The sequence below is a fragment of the Acinetobacter sp. MB5 genome, from assembly GCF_003261585.1.
Lineage (GTDB): Bacteria > Pseudomonadota > Gammaproteobacteria > Pseudomonadales > Moraxellaceae > Acinetobacter.
In genome coordinates, this window is sequence record NZ_POVU01000001.1 from 13,197 (window position 1) to 30,579 (window position 17,383).

At 40.2% G+C, this 17,383-nt stretch carries 18 protein-coding genes; 6 read left to right on the forward strand and 12 right to left on the reverse strand.

The features are described from left to right. The first annotated feature begins 9 nt into the window (after positions 1–9). Genes C1A47_RS00075 through C1A47_RS00085 form a run of 3 tightly spaced genes read left to right on the forward strand, consistent with a single transcriptional unit; the run spans position 10 to position 3,220 of the window. Positions 10–789 carry a DUF1295 domain-containing protein gene (locus C1A47_RS00075; protein WP_111891202.1) on the forward strand — a complete coding sequence of 260 codons (780 nt, stop codon included), beginning with the start codon at positions 10–12 and terminating at the stop codon, positions 787–789. Positions 790–809: 20 nt separating this feature from the next. Further along, entirely contained in the window at positions 810–1,859 is a 1,050-nt protein-coding gene (locus C1A47_RS00080) for an SAM-dependent methyltransferase (RefSeq protein ID WP_111891204.1), read from the forward strand. A 26-nt stretch (positions 1,860–1,885) separates the two neighbouring features. After that, positions 1,886–3,220 carry a sensor histidine kinase gene (locus tag C1A47_RS00085; RefSeq protein WP_111891206.1) on the forward strand — a complete coding sequence of 445 codons (1,335 nt, stop codon included), beginning with the start codon at positions 1,886–1,888 and terminating at the stop codon, positions 3,218–3,220. Here C1A47_RS00085 and C1A47_RS00090 read toward each other — a convergent pair. The 10 genes from C1A47_RS00090 to rpiA all read right to left on the reverse strand — a co-directional run bounded on the left by C1A47_RS00090 (position 3,212) and on the right by rpiA (position 11,559). Beyond that, positions 3,212–3,904: a response regulator transcription factor gene (locus C1A47_RS00090; RefSeq protein ID WP_111891208.1), complete on the reverse strand. Its 693-nt coding sequence runs from the start codon at positions 3,902–3,904 to the stop codon at positions 3,212–3,214. The two genes, C1A47_RS00085 and C1A47_RS00090, sit on opposite strands and share 9 nt — an antisense overlap. A 10-nt stretch (positions 3,905–3,914) precedes the next feature. Then, positions 3,915–4,421, reverse strand: coding sequence for a chalcone isomerase family protein (locus C1A47_RS00095; protein ID WP_111891210.1), 507 nt, complete (start codon positions 4,419–4,421; stop codon positions 3,915–3,917). Further along, complete coding sequence (locus C1A47_RS00100; RefSeq protein ID WP_111892147.1) at positions 4,394–4,963, reverse strand: nuclear transport factor 2 family protein; 570 nt, start codon at positions 4,961–4,963, stop codon at positions 4,394–4,396. Before C1A47_RS00100 ends, C1A47_RS00095 begins: the two co-directional genes overlap by 28 nt. Before the next feature lie 169 nt (positions 4,964–5,132). Continuing rightward, on the reverse strand, positions 5,133–5,492 hold the full coding sequence (locus tag C1A47_RS00105) for a YnfA family protein (RefSeq protein ID WP_111891212.1): 360 nt from the start codon (positions 5,490–5,492) through the stop codon (positions 5,133–5,135). 3 nt (positions 5,493–5,495) lie between these two features. Next, positions 5,496–7,766, reverse strand: coding sequence for an ATP-dependent Clp protease ATP-binding subunit ClpA (clpA, locus tag C1A47_RS00110; RefSeq protein ID WP_111891214.1), 2,271 nt, complete (start codon positions 7,764–7,766; stop codon positions 5,496–5,498). Positions 7,767–7,778: 12 nt separating this feature from the next. Next, positions 7,779–8,195 (reverse strand): ATP-dependent Clp protease adapter ClpS, encoded by a 417-nt coding sequence (gene clpS, locus C1A47_RS00115; protein WP_111892149.1) that lies wholly within the window; start codon positions 8,193–8,195, stop codon positions 7,779–7,781. Positions 8,196–8,212: 17 nt separating this feature from the next. Next, complete coding sequence (locus C1A47_RS00120; RefSeq protein WP_111891216.1) at positions 8,213–8,968, reverse strand: DUF6776 family protein; 756 nt, start codon at positions 8,966–8,968, stop codon at positions 8,213–8,215. Positions 8,969–9,025: 57 nt separating this feature from the next. Continuing rightward, positions 9,026–10,075, reverse strand: coding sequence for an N-acetyl-gamma-glutamyl-phosphate reductase (gene argC / locus C1A47_RS00125; RefSeq protein WP_111891218.1), 1,050 nt, complete (start codon positions 10,073–10,075; stop codon positions 9,026–9,028). A 127-nt stretch (positions 10,076–10,202) separates the two neighbouring features. Continuing rightward, complete coding sequence (locus tag C1A47_RS00130; RefSeq protein ID WP_111891220.1) at positions 10,203–10,871, reverse strand: M48 family metallopeptidase; 669 nt, start codon at positions 10,869–10,871, stop codon at positions 10,203–10,205. Between the two features lies 1 nt (position 10,872). After that, the gene (gene rpiA / locus C1A47_RS00135) at positions 10,873–11,559 is read right to left on the reverse strand and encodes a ribose-5-phosphate isomerase RpiA (RefSeq protein WP_111891222.1); all 687 of its coding nucleotides are present in this window, start codon (positions 11,557–11,559) and stop codon (positions 10,873–10,875) included. Between the two features lie 110 nt (positions 11,560–11,669). On the opposite strand from rpiA, the gene ilvA reads away from it, so the two are divergent. Further along, positions 11,670–13,214, forward strand: a complete 1,545-nt coding sequence (gene ilvA / locus C1A47_RS00140; protein WP_171294310.1) for a threonine ammonia-lyase, biosynthetic — start codon at positions 11,670–11,672, stop codon at positions 13,212–13,214. Between the two features lie 77 nt (positions 13,215–13,291). On the opposite strand, the gene C1A47_RS00145 is transcribed toward ilvA, so the two are convergent. Next, positions 13,292–13,786, reverse strand: coding sequence for a hypothetical protein (locus C1A47_RS00145; protein ID WP_111891226.1), 495 nt, complete (start codon positions 13,784–13,786; stop codon positions 13,292–13,294). Positions 13,787–13,942: 156 nt separating this feature from the next. On the opposite strand from C1A47_RS00145, the gene C1A47_RS00150 reads away from it, so the two are divergent. Then, on the forward strand, positions 13,943–14,599 hold the full coding sequence (locus C1A47_RS00150) for a potassium channel family protein (RefSeq protein ID WP_111892151.1): 657 nt from the start codon (positions 13,943–13,945) through the stop codon (positions 14,597–14,599). After that, a complete protein-coding gene (locus tag C1A47_RS00155; RefSeq protein WP_111891228.1) occupies positions 14,596–15,942 on the forward strand; it encodes a potassium transporter TrkG in 1,347 nt (448 codons plus the stop codon). The genes C1A47_RS00150 and C1A47_RS00155 overlap by 4 nt, the downstream gene beginning before the upstream one ends. Before the next feature lie 119 nt (positions 15,943–16,061). On the opposite strand, the gene C1A47_RS00160 is transcribed toward C1A47_RS00155, so the two are convergent. Beyond that, a complete protein-coding gene (locus tag C1A47_RS00160; protein ID WP_111891230.1) occupies positions 16,062–17,264 on the reverse strand; it encodes a phospholipase A in 1,203 nt (400 codons plus the stop codon). Positions 17,265–17,383: the final 119 nt, after the last annotated feature.

The following is a 17,383-nucleotide window of genomic DNA, read 5'->3' on the forward strand; positions in this document are numbered from 1 at the left end:
AGGAAGAAGATGTGGCTCACTTTATTCTTTCTCGATGTGCTCATCATGCTGTTATGTTGGTTTATCTGTATGTACAACCACCGAGCAGGTATTGTCGATGTCGCATGGAGCATCAGTATTGCTTGCAATATTTTGCTTTGCTATTGGTTATTTGACGAAGCACCTTACATTGTACAAATCTTGGTGGGTCTTGGCAGCAGTGTTTGGTTTTTACGCCTGAGTTGGCATCTATTGCGACGTTATCTGAAAGAGAAACAGGAAGATCGACGTTATGCCAATATGCGTCAAGCGATGGGACGCTGGAAAAATTTGGGATTTTTTGCTTTTTTTATGTTTCAGGCAGGACTGGCATTTTTATTTTCACTCCCCATGCTGCTTTTACTGCAAACACCTAGTGACCGTTGGAATACATGGACTGTGCCACTCACGCTACTTGCAGCATTGTTGATGAGCTGTGCACTGATTGGTGAAGCAATTGCAGATCAACAACTATATCGTTTTAAACAAGATCCAGAGAATCATGGAAAAACCATGGATCAAGGCTTATGGCGTTACTCACGGCATCCTAATTACTTTTTTGAATGGCTGCATTGGTTTACCTACCCGATTTTAGCCAGTGCCTGCGGCTTATGGCTGCTCTGGATCTATCCTGTTCTGATGTGGCTATTTTTATATTACCTGACAGGCATTCCATTTAATGAACGTCAGGCAATTCAACATCGTGGACAAAATTATCTAGATTATCAACAACGGACATCCATGTTCATTCCATGGAAACCAAAACAATAAGATAATAAGAGGTGGCAATCATGGATTTTATTTTACAGCAGTCGCTCAAAGCCGTTGAACGCGGTATGGTTCCCGATCAAATGATTCGAGGTGCAATTCGAACCCTTTGTAAAAGGCGTTTAGCCGAGGAAGGTCGTGATGACCCAGAATGGGCTGCACAACGTTATATGCAAGTTTTAAATGACCTCAAACACAGTGTGATTGCCCTCGATACTGACAAAGCCAACGAACAACACTACGAGCTTCCTACCGCATTTTTTCAAGCTGTTTTAGGCAAACACCTCAAATACAGCGCGTGTTATTTTCCCAGCGAAGATGCTTCACTCAATCAGGCAGAAGACATCAGTTTGAACCTGTATGCTCAACGTGCAGAACTTAAAGATGGTCAACATGTTTTAGAACTTGGTTGTGGTTGGGGATCTTTAAGTTTATGGATGGCTGAGAATTTCCCCTTTTCCCAAATTACTGCTGTTTCTAATTCAGCTACACAACGTCATTACATTGAAACCCAGGTAAAAAAGAGACAGCTCACCAACCTAAAAATCATTACCTGTGATATTAATGACTTAGAGTTAGATCCACAGCAATTTGATCGTGTGGTTTCTGTAGAAATGTTTGAACATGTCCGCAATTATGAAAAGTTATTTTCTAAAATTAGCAATTGGCTCAAACCCAATGGACTGCTTTGGTGTCATATCTTTTGTCATCGTTTTCTACATTACCCTTTTGAAGTTCGTAGCCAATACGACTGGATGTCTAAATACTTTTTTACAGGTGGTTTAATGCCTGCAACCACGACATTTTTACACTTCCAGCAAGATTTATCCCTCGATCAACAGTGGCAATGGTCTGGTGTACACTATCAACGTACGGCCAATGCATGGCTCAACAATATGGATGCTCAGGTTGCCGAACTTAAACCTGTCTTCAAAAGCATTTATGGTAAACAGGCTGATATTTGGTGGCAACGTTGGCGTATTTTCTTTATGGCATGTGCCGAGCTATTTGGCTACGATGAAGGTCGAGAATGGGTGATTGGTCATTTTCGTTTTAAAAAAGCCAATCCATAATTTGCTTTTGGCACACTGGAATTGCCATGCTCAAAATGCGTTCTACACACACAAACCATCGTGTTAGCGAAATTTTTAATCGCCACTATTGGTTTCAAATTGCCTTAATTGCTTTGTCGATTATTATCGGCATTGTATGCAGTGCTTGGGTCATTAAAGGCTCATTGCTCAAAACAGCACTTGAACAAGAGATGGCTCATTATTGGCAACGTGTTGAACATAACCCAAAAGCAGACTTGCCTGACACAAAAAACTTATACGGTTATCGCTGGAACAACAATCGTCCGCTTCATTTACAAAACCTGACCCTAAAATCAGGTGTACATCGTATTTTTATCGATGGTAAAGAGCGTATGACCGTTTATGGTGAACGATATGGGCAACATGTGCTTCTGGTATTTGGTGAAAGTAACGTCAATAAACTGGTTTGGTTTTACGGTCTTGCACCTCTCATGTTAAGCCTGTTTATTCTGTATAGTTTTTTGTGGTGGTCACATCGGCGGGCGAAGCGCTACTTCTCTCCCATTACGCGTATTGCCAAAGCTTTAGAACAAATTGACTGGGAAAACCCTCAAACCAAAACCATGTCACCATTTCAAGATATAGATCCTCAAGGTAATACCGAGGCTGCATATCTCAAGGAAACTTTAGAAAAATATCATCATGTACTCAGTGAGTTTATTCTGCGTGAACGTGAGTTTAGTCGTGATGTCAGTCATGAACTGCGGACACCATTGACGATTTTTAAAGGTAACTTACAACTGTGTATTGCAAAATATGGGGAAGATCGGGCATTAATTCGACTGCAAAATACGCTGTCAGATATGGAACTTCTCGTTGACACCTTGTTGGCCATTTCCCGTAATCATGTTGCACAATTACAAACCGAGCCGACTTTTATCTCACAGTTAATACGTCAATTGATTGATGATTTGGAAAGTACCAGTCAGGCGAAAGGCATTCAGATTTTATTTACAGGTGACATACACGAGCCACAGCGTGCGCTCTATATTTCGATGAGCAAAATGGTCTTTGGCAATATTTTACGCAATGCCTTGAATTACTCACAAGGCACTGAAATCGAAGTTATTTTACAAAAAAACATGGTGATTATTGCGGATAATGGCATTGGCATCCAACTCAGTGATGCCGATTCACAGCAGGAGTTTTCTATCCATCCCCAATTACAACAACATGCCAAAGGTCATGGAATTGGCTTACAGTTGGTACAAAAACTCTGCCAGCAATTGGGTTGGCGTGTAGAGTTGTTCGATCGGCAATATTACACGCAGCATCATCCAGATTTTGGTCTGAATACCCGATCAGGATTGATTGTTTTAGTATACTTGGGCTCAAACTAAAGGCTCAAAAGCCAAACGTAGCCCAACTCCAGAAACGGTATGAATTAGCTTGTCGTCGAATGGTTTATCCACAAGTTTGCGTAAATGATAGATATGACTGCGCAAAGCATCACTTTCAGGCTCTTCATCGCCCCAAAGCGCCATGACCATGTCCTGTTTAGACATCACATTCGGTGAATGCCGCATCAAAATTTGGAGCAATTTAAACTGAATAGGTGGAAGTTCAATACGCTGTCCAGCCCGTATCACCATTTTTTGTTGATGATCCAAGACCAGATCATGCACTTGTAAAATTTTCTGTGTAACTTCACCTAGAGCACGTTTAATCAGTGCCTGTACACGTGCAACCAGCTCCTGAAAATCGAATGGCTTAACCAGATAATCATCTGTACCAGCAGCGAAACCCTGCAATTTATCATCTAACTGATCCCGTGCAGTGAGCATTAACACAGGCAATGACAAAGACCGCTCTTGTCTAAGCCATTGGCACAAAGTGTAGCCAGAGCCATCTGGCAAATTAATATCTAACAGCAACAAATGATAATTCTGCTGGATGAGAAAATGCTTTGCAGCTTCCAGATTCCTTGCATGATCGACAACATAACCATGTGTTTCTAAAAACTCGCACAAGGTTTGTGCCAATTCATAATGATCTTCAACAATTAAAATAAAATGATGATTCATATTCTAAGTATTAGCGACTAATTAATAATTGTTGTTTCAATTTAACACTAAATGGCGATGGTCCAAACCAAATCTGAAAATACTGATTCGCCTGCGTATTTTGAAGTTTACCTAAAACTTGTTCATTAAAGAACAAGGTCAAGGTTTGTGTGTTTTTTGAGTACAACAGCGCATAATGATCACCAGCTTTGACTGGACGCAACATTTGGGTCAGCTTATTCAGAACCGAATCATCCGTATAGCCTGCCCAGTTTTTACTCAGCAAGTTATTTGCTGCACGCTTCAGTACCCATTCGGGGATCGACCGAAAATAAATAAAATCCAGACGGATACTCTGTGAGTGCCATGCCTGAGTACAGTTCTGAGCGAAGTAACTGGCTTGGCCGACTGTTTGCCCTGTGACTTCCATAGGTGCTGTACTACATTTATTGAGTGTATTTGCCCAAAGTACTGGGCTATATAAACAGATTAAACCTATGCAGCATTGTATTAGCTTTTTTTGAATGGTAGTAGCCATGCGTATACCCTTCCCATATATGGTAAGTGCCGATATAAACCATCAGCAGGGTCCCAAAAATCTTGTTGGAAAATAATTTGTTGTTGTTGGTTTATTTTAATCTGGCTAATTCCATAAGATGCCATCGGTTTACTTTTTCCAAACATCTTAAAGTGATAGGCCATATACCAGTGGACATATGCTGAGTCTTTTTGATGTGTCACACTCACTAATCTTACATCAACTTGACTCACACGTGCATTCATTCCTTGAAAATGTTTCATCAATTCGGGCTTAGAGGAAAATTGAGACAAGGTATCATTAATATATAAAGAATCTGCATATAACTCATTAGCTTTTGCTAAAAATTGTGGTGTTCCAAGCTGATTGAATGTTGCAACAAAATGTTGTGCAATTTGCTCAGCCTGTTGATCTGTCAATGTAATTCCGACTCGATTTCGACTGGCGATTGCATAGTCATCTGAATAGCTTTCAACATTTTTACAGGCTGTTAATGCCAAAGTTGCCAACGCAGACAGTGCCAATAATTTTATTTTCGCCATGACCATCCCCTAGCCTAGCTTTATATTTTTCTGACTTTACTAGAAAGGATGTGAATGAAATGTGAATCAGTTTTTATTGGAATAAAATTTTTGCTTTAAATATATTTTTTATTTTTAGAATAGTTCTAATTATTAAATTACTTAGGCTATTTTAATCACAAATAGGAAATTAACGAACTAGACCTTGTGGCTGTAATATAATGATTGCTGCACCAATCAAAACAATAATACCGCCTAGTATGTCCCACCGAGTTAATACAGCCTGATCGACAAAACGCAGCCATAACAATGCAGTGAAAATATAAACACCACCATAAGCTGCATAAATCTTGCCTGATGCTGCTGGATGTAAAGTCAGCAACCAGACAAAGATCATCAGACTTATTGCCGTTGGTATCCATAACCATGCGGATTTTCCCTGATTTAAAATCAGGTATGGAAAATAACAACCCAATAATTCAGCGATGGCTGTTAAAATAAATAACCCAAATACACGAAGTATTTGGGTTAACGATAAGGTTTCATTCATAGATTATGCAGGTTCAGCAGTTTGATCCTCAAATACAGTCAATTGCAAACCAACATCTTTACCATCTTCTTTTTTCACAGTTACAGCGACATTACCACCGTACTCTGCAAGTTCACCAAACAGGATCATTTCAGCAAGCGGTTTTTTCAAATGCTCTTGAATCAGACGTTGCATTGGACGAGCACCCATCAAGCGGTCATAACCATTGGTTGCTAACCAATCACGTGCACTTTGATCAACCTCAAGCACCACTTTTTTGTCATCAAGCTGAGCTTGCAATTCAGTTAAGAATTTATCAACAACTGAATCAATGACTCCTGTTGGCAATGCTTTAAACTGAATTACGCTATCTAAACGATTTCGGAACTCAGGTGAGAATGCGCGTTTCATTGCATCCTGATTGTCATTGCTGTTGTCTTGTTCCATAAATCCGATGCTAGAACGTGAAATGCTTTCTGCACCAATATTTGTAGTCAACACCAAAATCACATTACGGAAATCTGATTTACGTCCATTGTTATCGGTCAATGAACCATGATCCATGATTTGCAATAACAAATTATAAACATCAGGATGTGCTTTCTCGATTTCATCAAGCAACAACACGCAATGCGGATTTTTATGAATCGCATCGGTGAGTAGACCACCTTGGTCAAAACCAACATAACCAGGAGGCGCACCAATTAAACGAGAAACTGCATGACGTTCCATATATTCAGACATATCGAAACGAACCAGTTCTACACCCAAAAGTTTAGCCAATTGTTTAGTCACTTCGGTTTTACCTACCCCTGTTGGGCCTGCAAAAACAAAACTACCCACTGGTTTATCTGGAGATTTTAGACCAGCACGTGACAGTTTAATCGCTGAAGCCAAAGCAGTAATCGCTTCATCTTGACCGAATACCACACGTTTCAAGTCACGTTCCAGATTTTCCAAGATGCTTTTATCATCTTTAGACACTGTTTTTGGCGGGATACGTGCAATTTTTGCCACGATATCTTCAATGTTTTCAACAGTAATCAGAATGTCATCTTTTGGTTTTAAACGGCGTTGTGCCCCTGCCTCGTCAATTACATCAATTGCTTTATCTGGTAAGAATCGATCGTTAATAAATTTTGCAGATAATTCAACCGCTGAAACCAAAGCTTTATCATCATATTCAACATGATGAAACTCTTCAAATTTGCTTTTTAAACCACGCAAAATTTCAATGGTTTCACTAATGCTTGGTTCATTGACATCAACCTTTTGGAATCGACGAGACAATGCATGGTCTTTTTCAAATACTTGACGGTATTCTTGGAAAGTTGTTGAACCAATGCAACGTAAAGAACCATTCGCCAGTGCAGGTTTAATCAAATTCGATGCATCCATGGTGCTGCCCATGCTTGAGCCTGCACCAATGATCATGTGAATTTCATCAATAAATAAGATCGCATTTGGATTTTTCTTCAACGCAGCCAACAATTGTTTCAAACGTTTTTCAAAATCACCACGATATTTTGTACCTGCAACCAAAGCACCAATATCTAAACTATAAACTTCGGCTTTTGCCAATGGTTGTGGTGCTTTACCATTTACAATCAACCATGCCAAACCTTCCGCAATTGAGGTTTTACCAACACCAGGATCGCCCACAAGTAATGGATTGTTTTTACGGCGACGGCAAAGAATTTGCGCAGTCCGTTCAATTTCTTTTTCACGTCCAATCAGCGGATCAGTTTTACCTTTAGCCGCTTCAACATTCAGGTTAGTTGTATATTGTTCTAATGGGCCTGCTGCTGTATTTGTAGTTTCACCTTCGATGTCATCAGATTCTTCTTCAACCTGAATTTCATCTTTACGAGCGCCATGTGAAAGGTATTGAGTTAAAGTTAAACGATTAATTTGATGACGTTTTAATAAATAAACAGCAAAAGTATCCCGTTCTGAATACATTGCTACAAGGACATCTGCACCTTCAACTGTACGATCTCCACCACTAGATTGAACGTGGAAAATTGCACGTTGCAAAATGCGGTCAAAGCTTTCTGTTGGGTGTGGTGCTTGCTCACTATTTTCACCGAGTTTTGGCGTATGTTGTTCAACGTATTCTTCTAACTCTTTGCGAAGCGTAACAACATCTGCTCCACATGCTTTTAGGGCATTCACAGCAGAATCATTGTCGAGCAATGCAAGGAGTAGATGTTCAACCGTCAAAAACTCATGTCTCTTTTGTCGAGCCATGCTTACAGCTAAACGCAATGATACTTCTAATTGGCGACTGAGCATGTGACCCCCTTATTATGATTTTGGCTCAATCTGACAAAGTAATGGATGACCTTGAGACCGAGCGTAATTATTTACCTGATTTGCTTTGGTTTCAGCAATATCTCGAGGGTAGACGCCTGCGACACCTTTTCCCTCATAATGTACAGTTAGCATTACTTGAGTGGCTTGGTCAAGATTCATTGCAAAGAATTCTTGTAAAATTTCAATAACAAAGTCCATTGGCGTGTAATCGTCATTCAATAACACCACGGCATACAACGGTGGACGCTTTAATTCGGGTGGTGCCGTTTTTACAGCAAGATCAGAATCTGGATGACCCTCTTCTGTTGAATCATGCATCATTGGATTGAAATGCCAGTCTACCAACCCCGACTGTTGAAAAGTCGCTTTGACTTCATTTAAACAAATTTTACGTTTCATTCTTGCCATAACATCTGGTTTCATCATTATTCTGCCCGTGCTTCTGCTTGTGGAACTTCAGAAACAAAAGCCGATGGTTTTGCAACTTCTTCACCACGTAGCCAGCTAAAACGCTTCACTTCGGGTACTGCCCCATTCAAATGCACTTCAATAAACTGCGGTACAAAGCCTTTTGGCATTGTCCAGCGACCTGTGAGTCGTTCAAAATCTACAAAATTAAAATTACTGTCTTCCATAGGTACCGCCAATACTTCAGAGCCACGGATGAGACGAATTTCAATAGAGCCTACAGCACGACTGTTGTTTGGACTCACTTGTGCCAAATCTAGCTGATATTCATAAGCATTTTCTGGCAATGGTTTTACATTTAAATTTTGAACAGTAAGACTTAGACCACCACGTTGACGAAGTACCTGACGATAAATCTGACTTTGCGATTGTGCAATTGACAGATCACTCTGTGCCTGATTTAAAGCATCGGTCAGATTATTGGTGTTACTTACTGCAACGTCCCGTTCCTGAATTGCCATGTTATAGCTTTTGTTCAGGCTACTAAGATTATCTTTTTGCTTCTGTAGAACTTCGATCAGTTCTTGGGCATCTGCATCGTAACCAACCACAGATAACCCTTGTCTGTGCCCTACAGAATATCCGAGTATTGCCCCACCACAAAGCAGTACAAAGCCAGCCAATAGTAAAAATTTATTGGATTGTAAAAAGGAAGTTTTTGGCTCAGTGTATGAGTCTAAAGGATTATTCGATTCTGTAGTTTGATCTGTCATCTCGAATGCTCGTTTTTACTGTGCCATCACCATGATGGCACATCTTTTTCTAAAAAATTATGGCAATAAACCAATACCAGCCAAGCCTTCGTCTTCAGCAAAACCAAACATAATATTCATGTTTTGCACGGCTTGACCTGCTGCACCTTTCACCAAATTATCTTGTGCAGAAAGTACAATCAGTTTATTTGGACTTGGTTTGTGTAGCGCAATGCGCAATTGGTTTGCACCACGTACACTACGTGTTTCTGGAGAGCTTCCTGCTGGCATGACATCAACAAATGCTTCATTGGCATAGAATTGCTCATATAACGCCTGTAAATCAGTTGCTGCACCTGCTTCTGTCAAATCGACATAAATCGTACTCAACATGCCACGAATCATTGGAACAAGATGCGGAACAAAAATAATCTGTTCAAATACACCTTTTTTACCTGAGATATTTTCAAGTGCTTCAACAATTTCTGGATGGTGACGATGCCCTGCAACACCATAGGCTTTAAAGTTATCTGCATTTTCTGAGTAAATCATGCCAAGGCTTGCTTTACGACCCGCACCAGATACACCAGATTTTGCATCAATAATAATACTTTCAGGTTTAATCAAATCTTGAACAGCTTTCAGGACTGGAGCCAAACCAAGTTGAACCGTCGTTGGGTAACAACCTGGGTTACCGATTACATTGGCATTTTTGATTTGCTCACGGTTTAATTCAGACAAACCATAAACAGAATCTTTTAATAATTCAGGACAAGCATGCTGCATGCCGTACCATTTTTCAAATTGTTCTAAATTCTGCAAACGGAAGTCAGCAGCCAAATCAATGACTTTAGTGTTTGCTTCGGTCAATGCTTGCGCATGCTGCATGGCAACACCATGAGGCGTAGCAAAGAACACCACATCACATTGTTTAAGGACGTCTAAATCTAAATCGGAAAATTCTAAATCGGTATGTCCACGCAAGCTTGGGAACATATCGGCAACACGTTTACCAGCTTCAGTTCGTGATGTAAGCACTCGCACTTGTACTTGCGTATGTTTAAGCAGAAGACGTAATAGTTCAACGCCTGTATAACCCGTGCCACCCACAATACCGACTGAAATCACTTTGTGCTACCTCATGTTGTGCTTTTGAAAAATAAGCCTAGTATGACAGGAAGATGAGCTTTTCTAAACCTATTTCATAATCAACTGCATAGATTTTAAAATGAGACATTGTAGAAACACGACTACATCAAGTCAGCCACCAGCTTGACCACTGTACATTTTTTAAAGTCTGACGATGCTGTTGGAAATTTGGATCATGGCGCGCAACTTCCTGCCAGAATTCTGCACTATGATTAAAATAACGGGTATGTGCAAGCTCATGCACACAAACATAACGGATTATTTCTTTAGGTAATAAAACCAGTGCGGCATTCAGCATAATTTTCTGTTGTGTACTGCAACTTCCCCAACGTGATTTGGCGAATCGTACCTGACAAGATTGATATGGCAGACTAATTTGTTGGCTGATTTCTTTTAAAAGATCAGGTAAAACTTGTTTTGCATAAGCAATCACAAAACTTTTCAAAGCTTGTTCGGGTGCCTGCTGATTCACAAAAACAATTGCTTGTTCTGCTTTAAAGCTAAAACCAGCTCGCTGCTCTCGCTGCACAATCTGGACTTGAGGATAGTGTAATAGTGATATGTTTTCAGGAAAATGAACGGGGCTTTGTTGTTGTACTTTTTGCCAAGTCTCTTGTAACCACAATTCCGAGTCTTTTAGGAATTGTTGAATCTGCTTCGGTCGACAACGCAGAGGAACTGTTAAACGAATTTCATGGGTATAGACACGCAAGCGCAACTGAGTTGCCCTTGCATGACGTACAATCTTAACTTCAGGTAAGTTAACCTGCGACATATTAAACGGCGAAACGTTCTTCGATGCCGTTGTTGGTTGCAACAATCGCAATATCTGCCTTGTTTAAAGCAAAAATACCATTGGTCACAACACCTGGAATGTTATTAATGGTTTTTTCAAGCTCCAACGCATCCAGAATATTTAAGTTATAAACATCTAAAATCACATTGCCATTATCCGTCATGACCGCATGTTCTTCTTCATTCATACGAAATACTGGATCACCACCTAAAGAAACCAATTTACGGGCAACCGCAGAACGTGCCATTGGAATCACTTCAACTGGCAGTGGGAACTCACGACCTAATTGCTCAACCCATTTAGAGTCATCGACAATACAAACAAATTTACGGGCAATCGATGCCACAATTTTTTCACGAGTCAGCGCTGCACCACCACCTTTAATCATGTGTAAGTGACGGTCAATTTCATCTGCACCATCGACATAAGCATCGAGGCTACCCACTTGGTTCATATCGATCACTTCAATACCAAGTTTAGTTAAACGTTCCGCAGTTGCTGTTGAGCTTGCTACAGCTGCTTCGAGTTGTAATTCTGGTAATAAATCAATTAAGAAGTTGACGGTACTGCCTGTACCAACACCTAAAATGCCGCCTCTTGGCAAATGTTTCAACGCTGCTTCTGCTGCGGCTTGTTTTTTAGCATCTTGGGTTGCATATAGACTCATAATGGTTTTAACTCAATATCTCAAATGATGAAAGATTTAGCGTAATTTAGCCGCCCAAAAGACAAGCGGTTTGTTACAATGCTAGCCTATTTTAAACTGTTAAATGGAATATGAACATGTTGTTTCGCTTGGTAAGACAAATTTTACAAGCAACAGTCTATGACGTTGCAATTGAATCTCCTCTCGAAGCAGCACCACGAATTAGTCAAAAACTTAACAATAACATTCGTCTGAAGCGTGAAGATTTACAACCTGTTTTTTCTTTCAAGCTGCGTGGTGCTTATAACCGTATCAGCCAACTCCCTAAAGAACAGTTAGAGCGTGGTGTAATTACAGCCTCAGCAGGCAACCATGCACAGGGTGTGGCTTTGTCTGGCGCGAAACTGAATATTCCAGCCATTATTGTAATGCCACAAACCACGCCAGATATTAAAGTTCAAGCTGTAAAACGCTTGGGTGGACAAGTTGTGCTACACGGCGATGCTTTTGATGCTGCCAACAAATACGCACAGCAACGTGCACAAGAAGAAGGTCTTACATTCATTCCACCGTATGACGATGAAATGGTGATCGCTGGTCAAGGAACGATTGCCAACGAAATTCACCGCCAATGGCGCGAAGTCGATTACATCTTTGTTGCTGTTGGTGGAGGCGGTCTGATTTCAGGGATTGCCGCTTACTTTGGTGAAGTTGCACCGCATGTCAAAGTCGTTGGTGTTGAATATGATGAATCTGCATGTTTAAAAGCCGCTCTAGCATCCAATGAGCGTGTTGTTCTTCCTCACGTGGGTTTATTTGCTGACGGTACAGCAGTTGCACAAATTGGTGCATTGCCATTTGATATCTTACGTATGGACAAATCTGATGGTTCGGGCAAAGTGATTGAGCCTGAAATCATTACCGTAAATACAGATGAAATTTGTGCAGCCATCAAAGACACTTATGACGAAACACGCAGTATTGTTGAACCATCGGGTGCAATGGCACTCGCTGCAATCAAGAAATTCGTTGCTGAAACCAATATCCAAGGCAAAAACATGGTGTCTATCGTGTGTGGCGCCAACATGAACTTTGACCGTTTACGCTATATTGCGGAACGTACAGAACTTGGTGAACACCGCGAAGCCATTTATGCAGTCACAATTCCAGAAGAAAAAGGTTCATTCCTTAACTTCTGCCGTGCCTTACAAGGTCGCAACATTACTGAATTTAACTATCGCTGTAATGATGAGCATTCTGCACAAGTCTTTGTGGGTATTAGCTTAAAAGGTGGTCAGGCTGAGCGTAAGGAAATCTTTGAGTCACTAAAAGCCAATTACGATGTTGATGATCTATCTGACGATGAAGTCGCAAAACTACACATTCGCTATTTAATCGGTGGTCATGCCAATATCGACAATGAACGTTTATTCCGTGTTGAATTCCCTGAACGCCCAGGTGCATTACTGACCTTCCTTGAACGCTTAGGCCCAACACACAACATCACGTTATTCCATTACCGTAACCACGGTGCCGCTGAAGGACGTGTTTTGGTTGGCTTACAAGCAACCGATGCCGATGAGAAGCCAGATGTGTTGATTGAAACTTTAGAAAAAATTACTTATCCGTATGAAGAAATTAGCCAGAACTTAGGCTATAAACGCTTCTTAAAATAAGTGCTTTCATTATAAAAAACCGATGCTTTAGCATCGGTTTTTTATTTTCAGCCGAATAAGATAAAGTCGAATCTATTTTAGTGTTCAACCAAAAATAGATCATCTTTGGCGAAAACATGATTAAAGGCTTGAATGATTTGTTGGATATTTTCTTCGTGATTCGGAACAACCATCCAATAGGGATTTTCACGCACTATAACCAGAAGTTTTAATCCCAATGAATCTGCGACCACTTTAATATTGTCAAATAAGGTGTCGAACGCAGTATCATAAAAATCGATATATTGATCTTCGACATTTTCTATTTCATCTGCTTCGTCAGGAAAAGCTGCTTCAATTTCAGCTTCAATTTTATTTTGAAGCGCATCTATATCAACTTGATGTTGTTGAAGTAAAAGACATTGCTCTATTCCATTATCATAATATTCTTTTAATTCAACATATTGTAAATTCGAACCATGGTGGTTCAGCCAATTGCAAAACTCATTAAAATCATCTTGTTGTTGAGGTAAGTTCACAACTTGCAGTGGACTAAAACTTTGCTGTAGTGCTGAATATAGTTGATTAATCATACTTGCTCTTTTTTATTTATTTAACATCAAGCACTATTTTAAAAGAATTTATACTCCTTTCAAAAATAAATTTATTACATTCCCTCTCTTTTTCTTCAACCACAGAATAATTAAGATATTTTTATAATGCGAAGCCTCTTGATAAAAAGGATGATTATGGCAATTTTTACTGTTATTGGCTTGGGTAGTTTTGGTGAAACTATTGCAACCGAATTAACCCGACTCAATCATGATGTGATCGGCATTGATACTGTGCAACGTAATATTGAAAATGTTGCAGATCGTATCGCACATGCCGTAATTGCCGATGCAACAGATGAAAAAGTGCTAGAAGAACTCAATGTTCAAAAATGCGAGGCTGCAATTGTAGCGATTGGCGAAGATATTGAAGCCAGTATTTTATGTGTACTCAATTTAAAAAATTTGGGCGTGGAAAAAATTTGGGTAAAAGCCAAGACCAAGTCTCATCACATGATCTTGTCGCATTTAGGTGTCGATAAAATTATTCATCCTGAAGAAGATATGGGAATCAGAATTGCACATACGCTCAGCTATCCGATTGTAAGTCGTTATATGTCTCTTGAAGATGATCGCTTTATTGTAAAAATCATTATCCCAGAACATCTTCATGGCGCAAATTTACCTGCACTGATGCGCCAGAGCAGTGCTGTGAGAGTACTCATGCTTAAACGTGGTAAAAGCACCTACTATGAAACAAATGTACACTTCACCACATTACAGCAAGGCGATTTGTTAATTCTTGAAGGCCTACAAAGCGATTTACAGCGTCTTTCTGAGAGTTTCAGCTCATGATTTATATCGATAATCTACCTCCCCCCAAAAAAACGGTCAATCTAAGTCCTCCCAAGCTGCTGGCACTCGGTTTCCTAAGCTTTATTTGTATCGGGACGATATTACTAAAATTACCTTTTGCACATTACGGCGCGCTGTCATGGATGGATGCACTCTTTACAGCAACGTCGGCAGTGACCATTACAGGTTTATCTGTTATTAATGTCGGGCAGTCTCTAACCCCTTTCGGCCAGGTTGTTTTACTGACACTCATACAAATTGGTGGTTTAGGATTTACAACTTTTGCAGTGCTTGCAGCAATGAGCCTGTCGCCCAATTTGGGATTACGCCAACAACTGATGGCACAAGATACCTTAGGACAAACCAGCTTAAGCAAAGCAATCTTAATCGCAAAAAATGTTTTTATTTATACTGTGTTTTTTGAGTTAATCGGAATCGTTACCCTAACGCTATTTTGGCTACAAGAATTCCCTTTCGTGACGTCATTGCACTTTGCTGTTTTTTACAGCATTTCTGCCTTCAATAATGCTGGTTTCGCTTTATCCCCGCATGGACTCGTCGACTTTTATCAGGATTACTGGATTTGCTTTACCATTAGCTGTTTATACATGATTGGTGGCTTAGGCTTTTTAGTTTTAATGGATCTCAAAAAACAGTTCCGCTGGAAAAAACTTAGCCTGAACAGCAAACTAATATTGATGACTATGGCAGGATTAAATATCTGCGCATTCTTGTTGATTTGGTTACTAGAGTTCAATAATCCACTGACTTTAGGTCATATGCCTGTGCATGATCAAATTGTCAATGCTTGGGTACACGCTACCGTCCCCCGTTCCTCTGGGTTTAATACCATTGACTTGGCTCAAATGCACAATTCAACCACCCTACTCACTATGTTACTTATGTTTATTGGTGGTGGGTCTTTAAGTACCGCAGGCGGAATCAAAGTCGGCACTTTTATTGTTCTTGCTTTTAGTGTCGTTGCTTTTTTACGGCGCAGTGATGAAATTAAAATCTTTAAACATTCTATTTCTAATGAAACAGCCTTTAAAGCACTCGCTGTAACGTTGATCACTTGTATGCTCATTTTCTGCGGCTTTTTTATTATGCTCATTTTAGAGCCAAACAAAAATTTTCTCGATTTGCTGTTTGAAGTAATGTCTGCTGCATGTACCGTTGGCTTATCGCGTGGTGTCACAAGTGAACTCAGCCCCTCTGCACTTTCACTGCTTTGTTTACTAATGTATGCAGGACGTTTAGGGCCACTAACATTGGCTTATTTAATTGCAACACCGAAGAAAAGCCGTTTAAAACATCCGACAACTGAAATCCAGATTGGTTAATGATCTAACTTTAAATTGAATTCTCAAAGTTTAAAGTCACGAATCTATTATTCTTACTTAGGCTATTTCAAGGTTCATCATAAAAAAACCATGCTCAGCATGGTTTTTTTATGCGTTGACTAAAACCAATCCATGAGGGACACGCCCACACCGATGTAGTTCGCCCGATGATTATAATCAATCATACTTTCGCCATAACCGTTAAAATACTGGAGTTGCCCGCGTAATTTACCTTTAATGGGGAATGTCCAATCAAATTGAATCGCACCATGTGAAGCACTTCCCGTACGCAAAGAATGGCGTAACATCAACGAGAAGTCATTGTCATTCCAACGGTAAAATGTCGTGATGTCAGCACGTCCCATATAATTTTCAATATCAGGGTTATTGTCATCTTGAGCGGCTTCAGGTATCCGATACCATGGACGAATCATCATGGCAAAGTTTCCACGCTCAAAGCCAAAATTCAGCATCACGCGGTTCCAGCTTCTTGAAAGTGGATCAGCACGACCATTAGATTGATGATTCAGCGTTACACCAAACAACCGACCATCTAGCCCCAACAGATTGTAATTCGTCCGAAACATCAAACTGGCTTCAGGTTCATAGTTGGTCTCACGAAAAGGTCGTGAATTGTCAGCATTGTAAACTTGCCAACGCGATGATTGCGTATAGGCAAGCCACAAGTCGCCGTTATTTCCAAAGATATTTTCCCAAGCTTTGGTTTTCAGGGAGATTTGAAACTTAGACTCTGTCGAGTTTAAATCTTGGGGATGTGTAACGGTATTGACTGGGTTTGGACTACTCGGCATTTCATTGCGCTTGCTGGTCCAAAACACAGGTAAAATATAAATCGGCTTATATGCACGAATATTCCACGTTCCCAATTTACTTTTTTCAGATAATTCCCAACGACTATCGAGTAAAGAGGTCTGTGTGTTGAGCGGTTGACGTGCATCGTTTGAATAAATATACCGCAAAGAACGCGTAAACTTGTCTTTTAAGCTGACTCCTGCCGCATCATCTGCTGTTACAGAAGATACTGAACTCATTTGTGTTTGCTGACTATCAGATGCCAATGCTGTAGCAGCACTAGCAGGCACATTATCCGATAATGCTTTCGGCTTAAAGTAGCTGTCATAACACGCGAGCCGATCTGCATCGCCAATAATTCCTGCACAAGCCTGTCCACTTGAAGGTTGAAAACTTGCAGGTGTATTTGGCTCTACAGCAAAACTAAGTGAGCAGCTCAATATGCTACTACCAAGCACTGGAATCCATCTCAGTGCCTGATAGTGACGTTCAAGCACTGTGAACGACATAGGCTAACTCCTAGAAGATTAGACTTCTTTCATAAGTCCATTTTTTTAAATAATAAATCATTATTATGAAAAATCTGCTCATCTCTTGCGGAACAGTGTTCCTCCCCCACAACGGGAGA

What these genes read in the sequence shown, in the direction of transcription:
- rpiA (WP_111891222.1), bottom strand. Translation starts at nt 11,559, where the DNA reads ATGAGTCTATATGCAACCCAAGATGCTAAAAAACAAGCCGCAGCAGAA.
- C1A47_RS00100 (WP_111892147.1), bottom strand. Translation starts at nt 4,963, where the DNA reads ATGGCGAAAATAAAATTATTGGCACTGTCTGCGTTGGCAACTTTGGCA.
- ilvA (WP_171294310.1), top strand. Translation starts at nt 11,670, where the DNA reads ATGAACATGTTGTTTCGCTTGGTAAGACAAATTTTACAAGCAACAGTC.
- C1A47_RS00085 (WP_111891206.1), top strand. Translation starts at nt 1,886, where the DNA reads ATGCTCAAAATGCGTTCTACACACACAAACCATCGTGTTAGCGAAATT.
- C1A47_RS00105 (WP_111891212.1), bottom strand. Translation starts at nt 5,492, where the DNA reads ATGAATGAAACCTTATCGTTAACCCAAATACTTCGTGTATTTGGGTTA.
- C1A47_RS00080 (WP_111891204.1), top strand. Translation starts at nt 810, where the DNA reads ATGGATTTTATTTTACAGCAGTCGCTCAAAGCCGTTGAACGCGGTATG.
- clpS (WP_111892149.1), bottom strand. Translation starts at nt 8,195, where the DNA reads ATGGCAAGAATGAAACGTAAAATTTGTTTAAATGAAGTCAAAGCGACT.
- clpA (WP_111891214.1), bottom strand. Translation starts at nt 7,766, where the DNA reads ATGCTCAGTCGCCAATTAGAAGTATCATTGCGTTTAGCTGTAAGCATG.
- C1A47_RS00120 (WP_111891216.1), bottom strand. Translation starts at nt 8,968, where the DNA reads ATGACAGATCAAACTACAGAATCGAATAATCCTTTAGACTCATACACT.
- C1A47_RS00090 (WP_111891208.1), bottom strand. Translation starts at nt 3,904, where the DNA reads ATGAATCATCATTTTATTTTAATTGTTGAAGATCATTATGAATTGGCA.
- C1A47_RS00155 (WP_111891228.1), top strand. Translation starts at nt 14,596, where the DNA reads ATGATTTATATCGATAATCTACCTCCCCCCAAAAAAACGGTCAATCTA.
- C1A47_RS00075 (WP_111891202.1), top strand. Translation starts at nt 10, where the DNA reads ATGTGGCTCACTTTATTCTTTCTCGATGTGCTCATCATGCTGTTATGT.
- C1A47_RS00160 (WP_111891230.1), bottom strand. Translation starts at nt 17,264, where the DNA reads ATGTCGTTCACAGTGCTTGAACGTCACTATCAGGCACTGAGATGGATT.
- C1A47_RS00095 (WP_111891210.1), bottom strand. Translation starts at nt 4,421, where the DNA reads ATGGCTACTACCATTCAAAAAAAGCTAATACAATGCTGCATAGGTTTA.
- C1A47_RS00145 (WP_111891226.1), bottom strand. Translation starts at nt 13,786, where the DNA reads ATGATTAATCAACTATATTCAGCACTACAGCAAAGTTTTAGTCCACTG.
- C1A47_RS00130 (WP_111891220.1), bottom strand. Translation starts at nt 10,871, where the DNA reads ATGTCGCAGGTTAACTTACCTGAAGTTAAGATTGTACGTCATGCAAGG.
- C1A47_RS00150 (WP_111892151.1), top strand. Translation starts at nt 13,943, where the DNA reads ATGGCAATTTTTACTGTTATTGGCTTGGGTAGTTTTGGTGAAACTATT.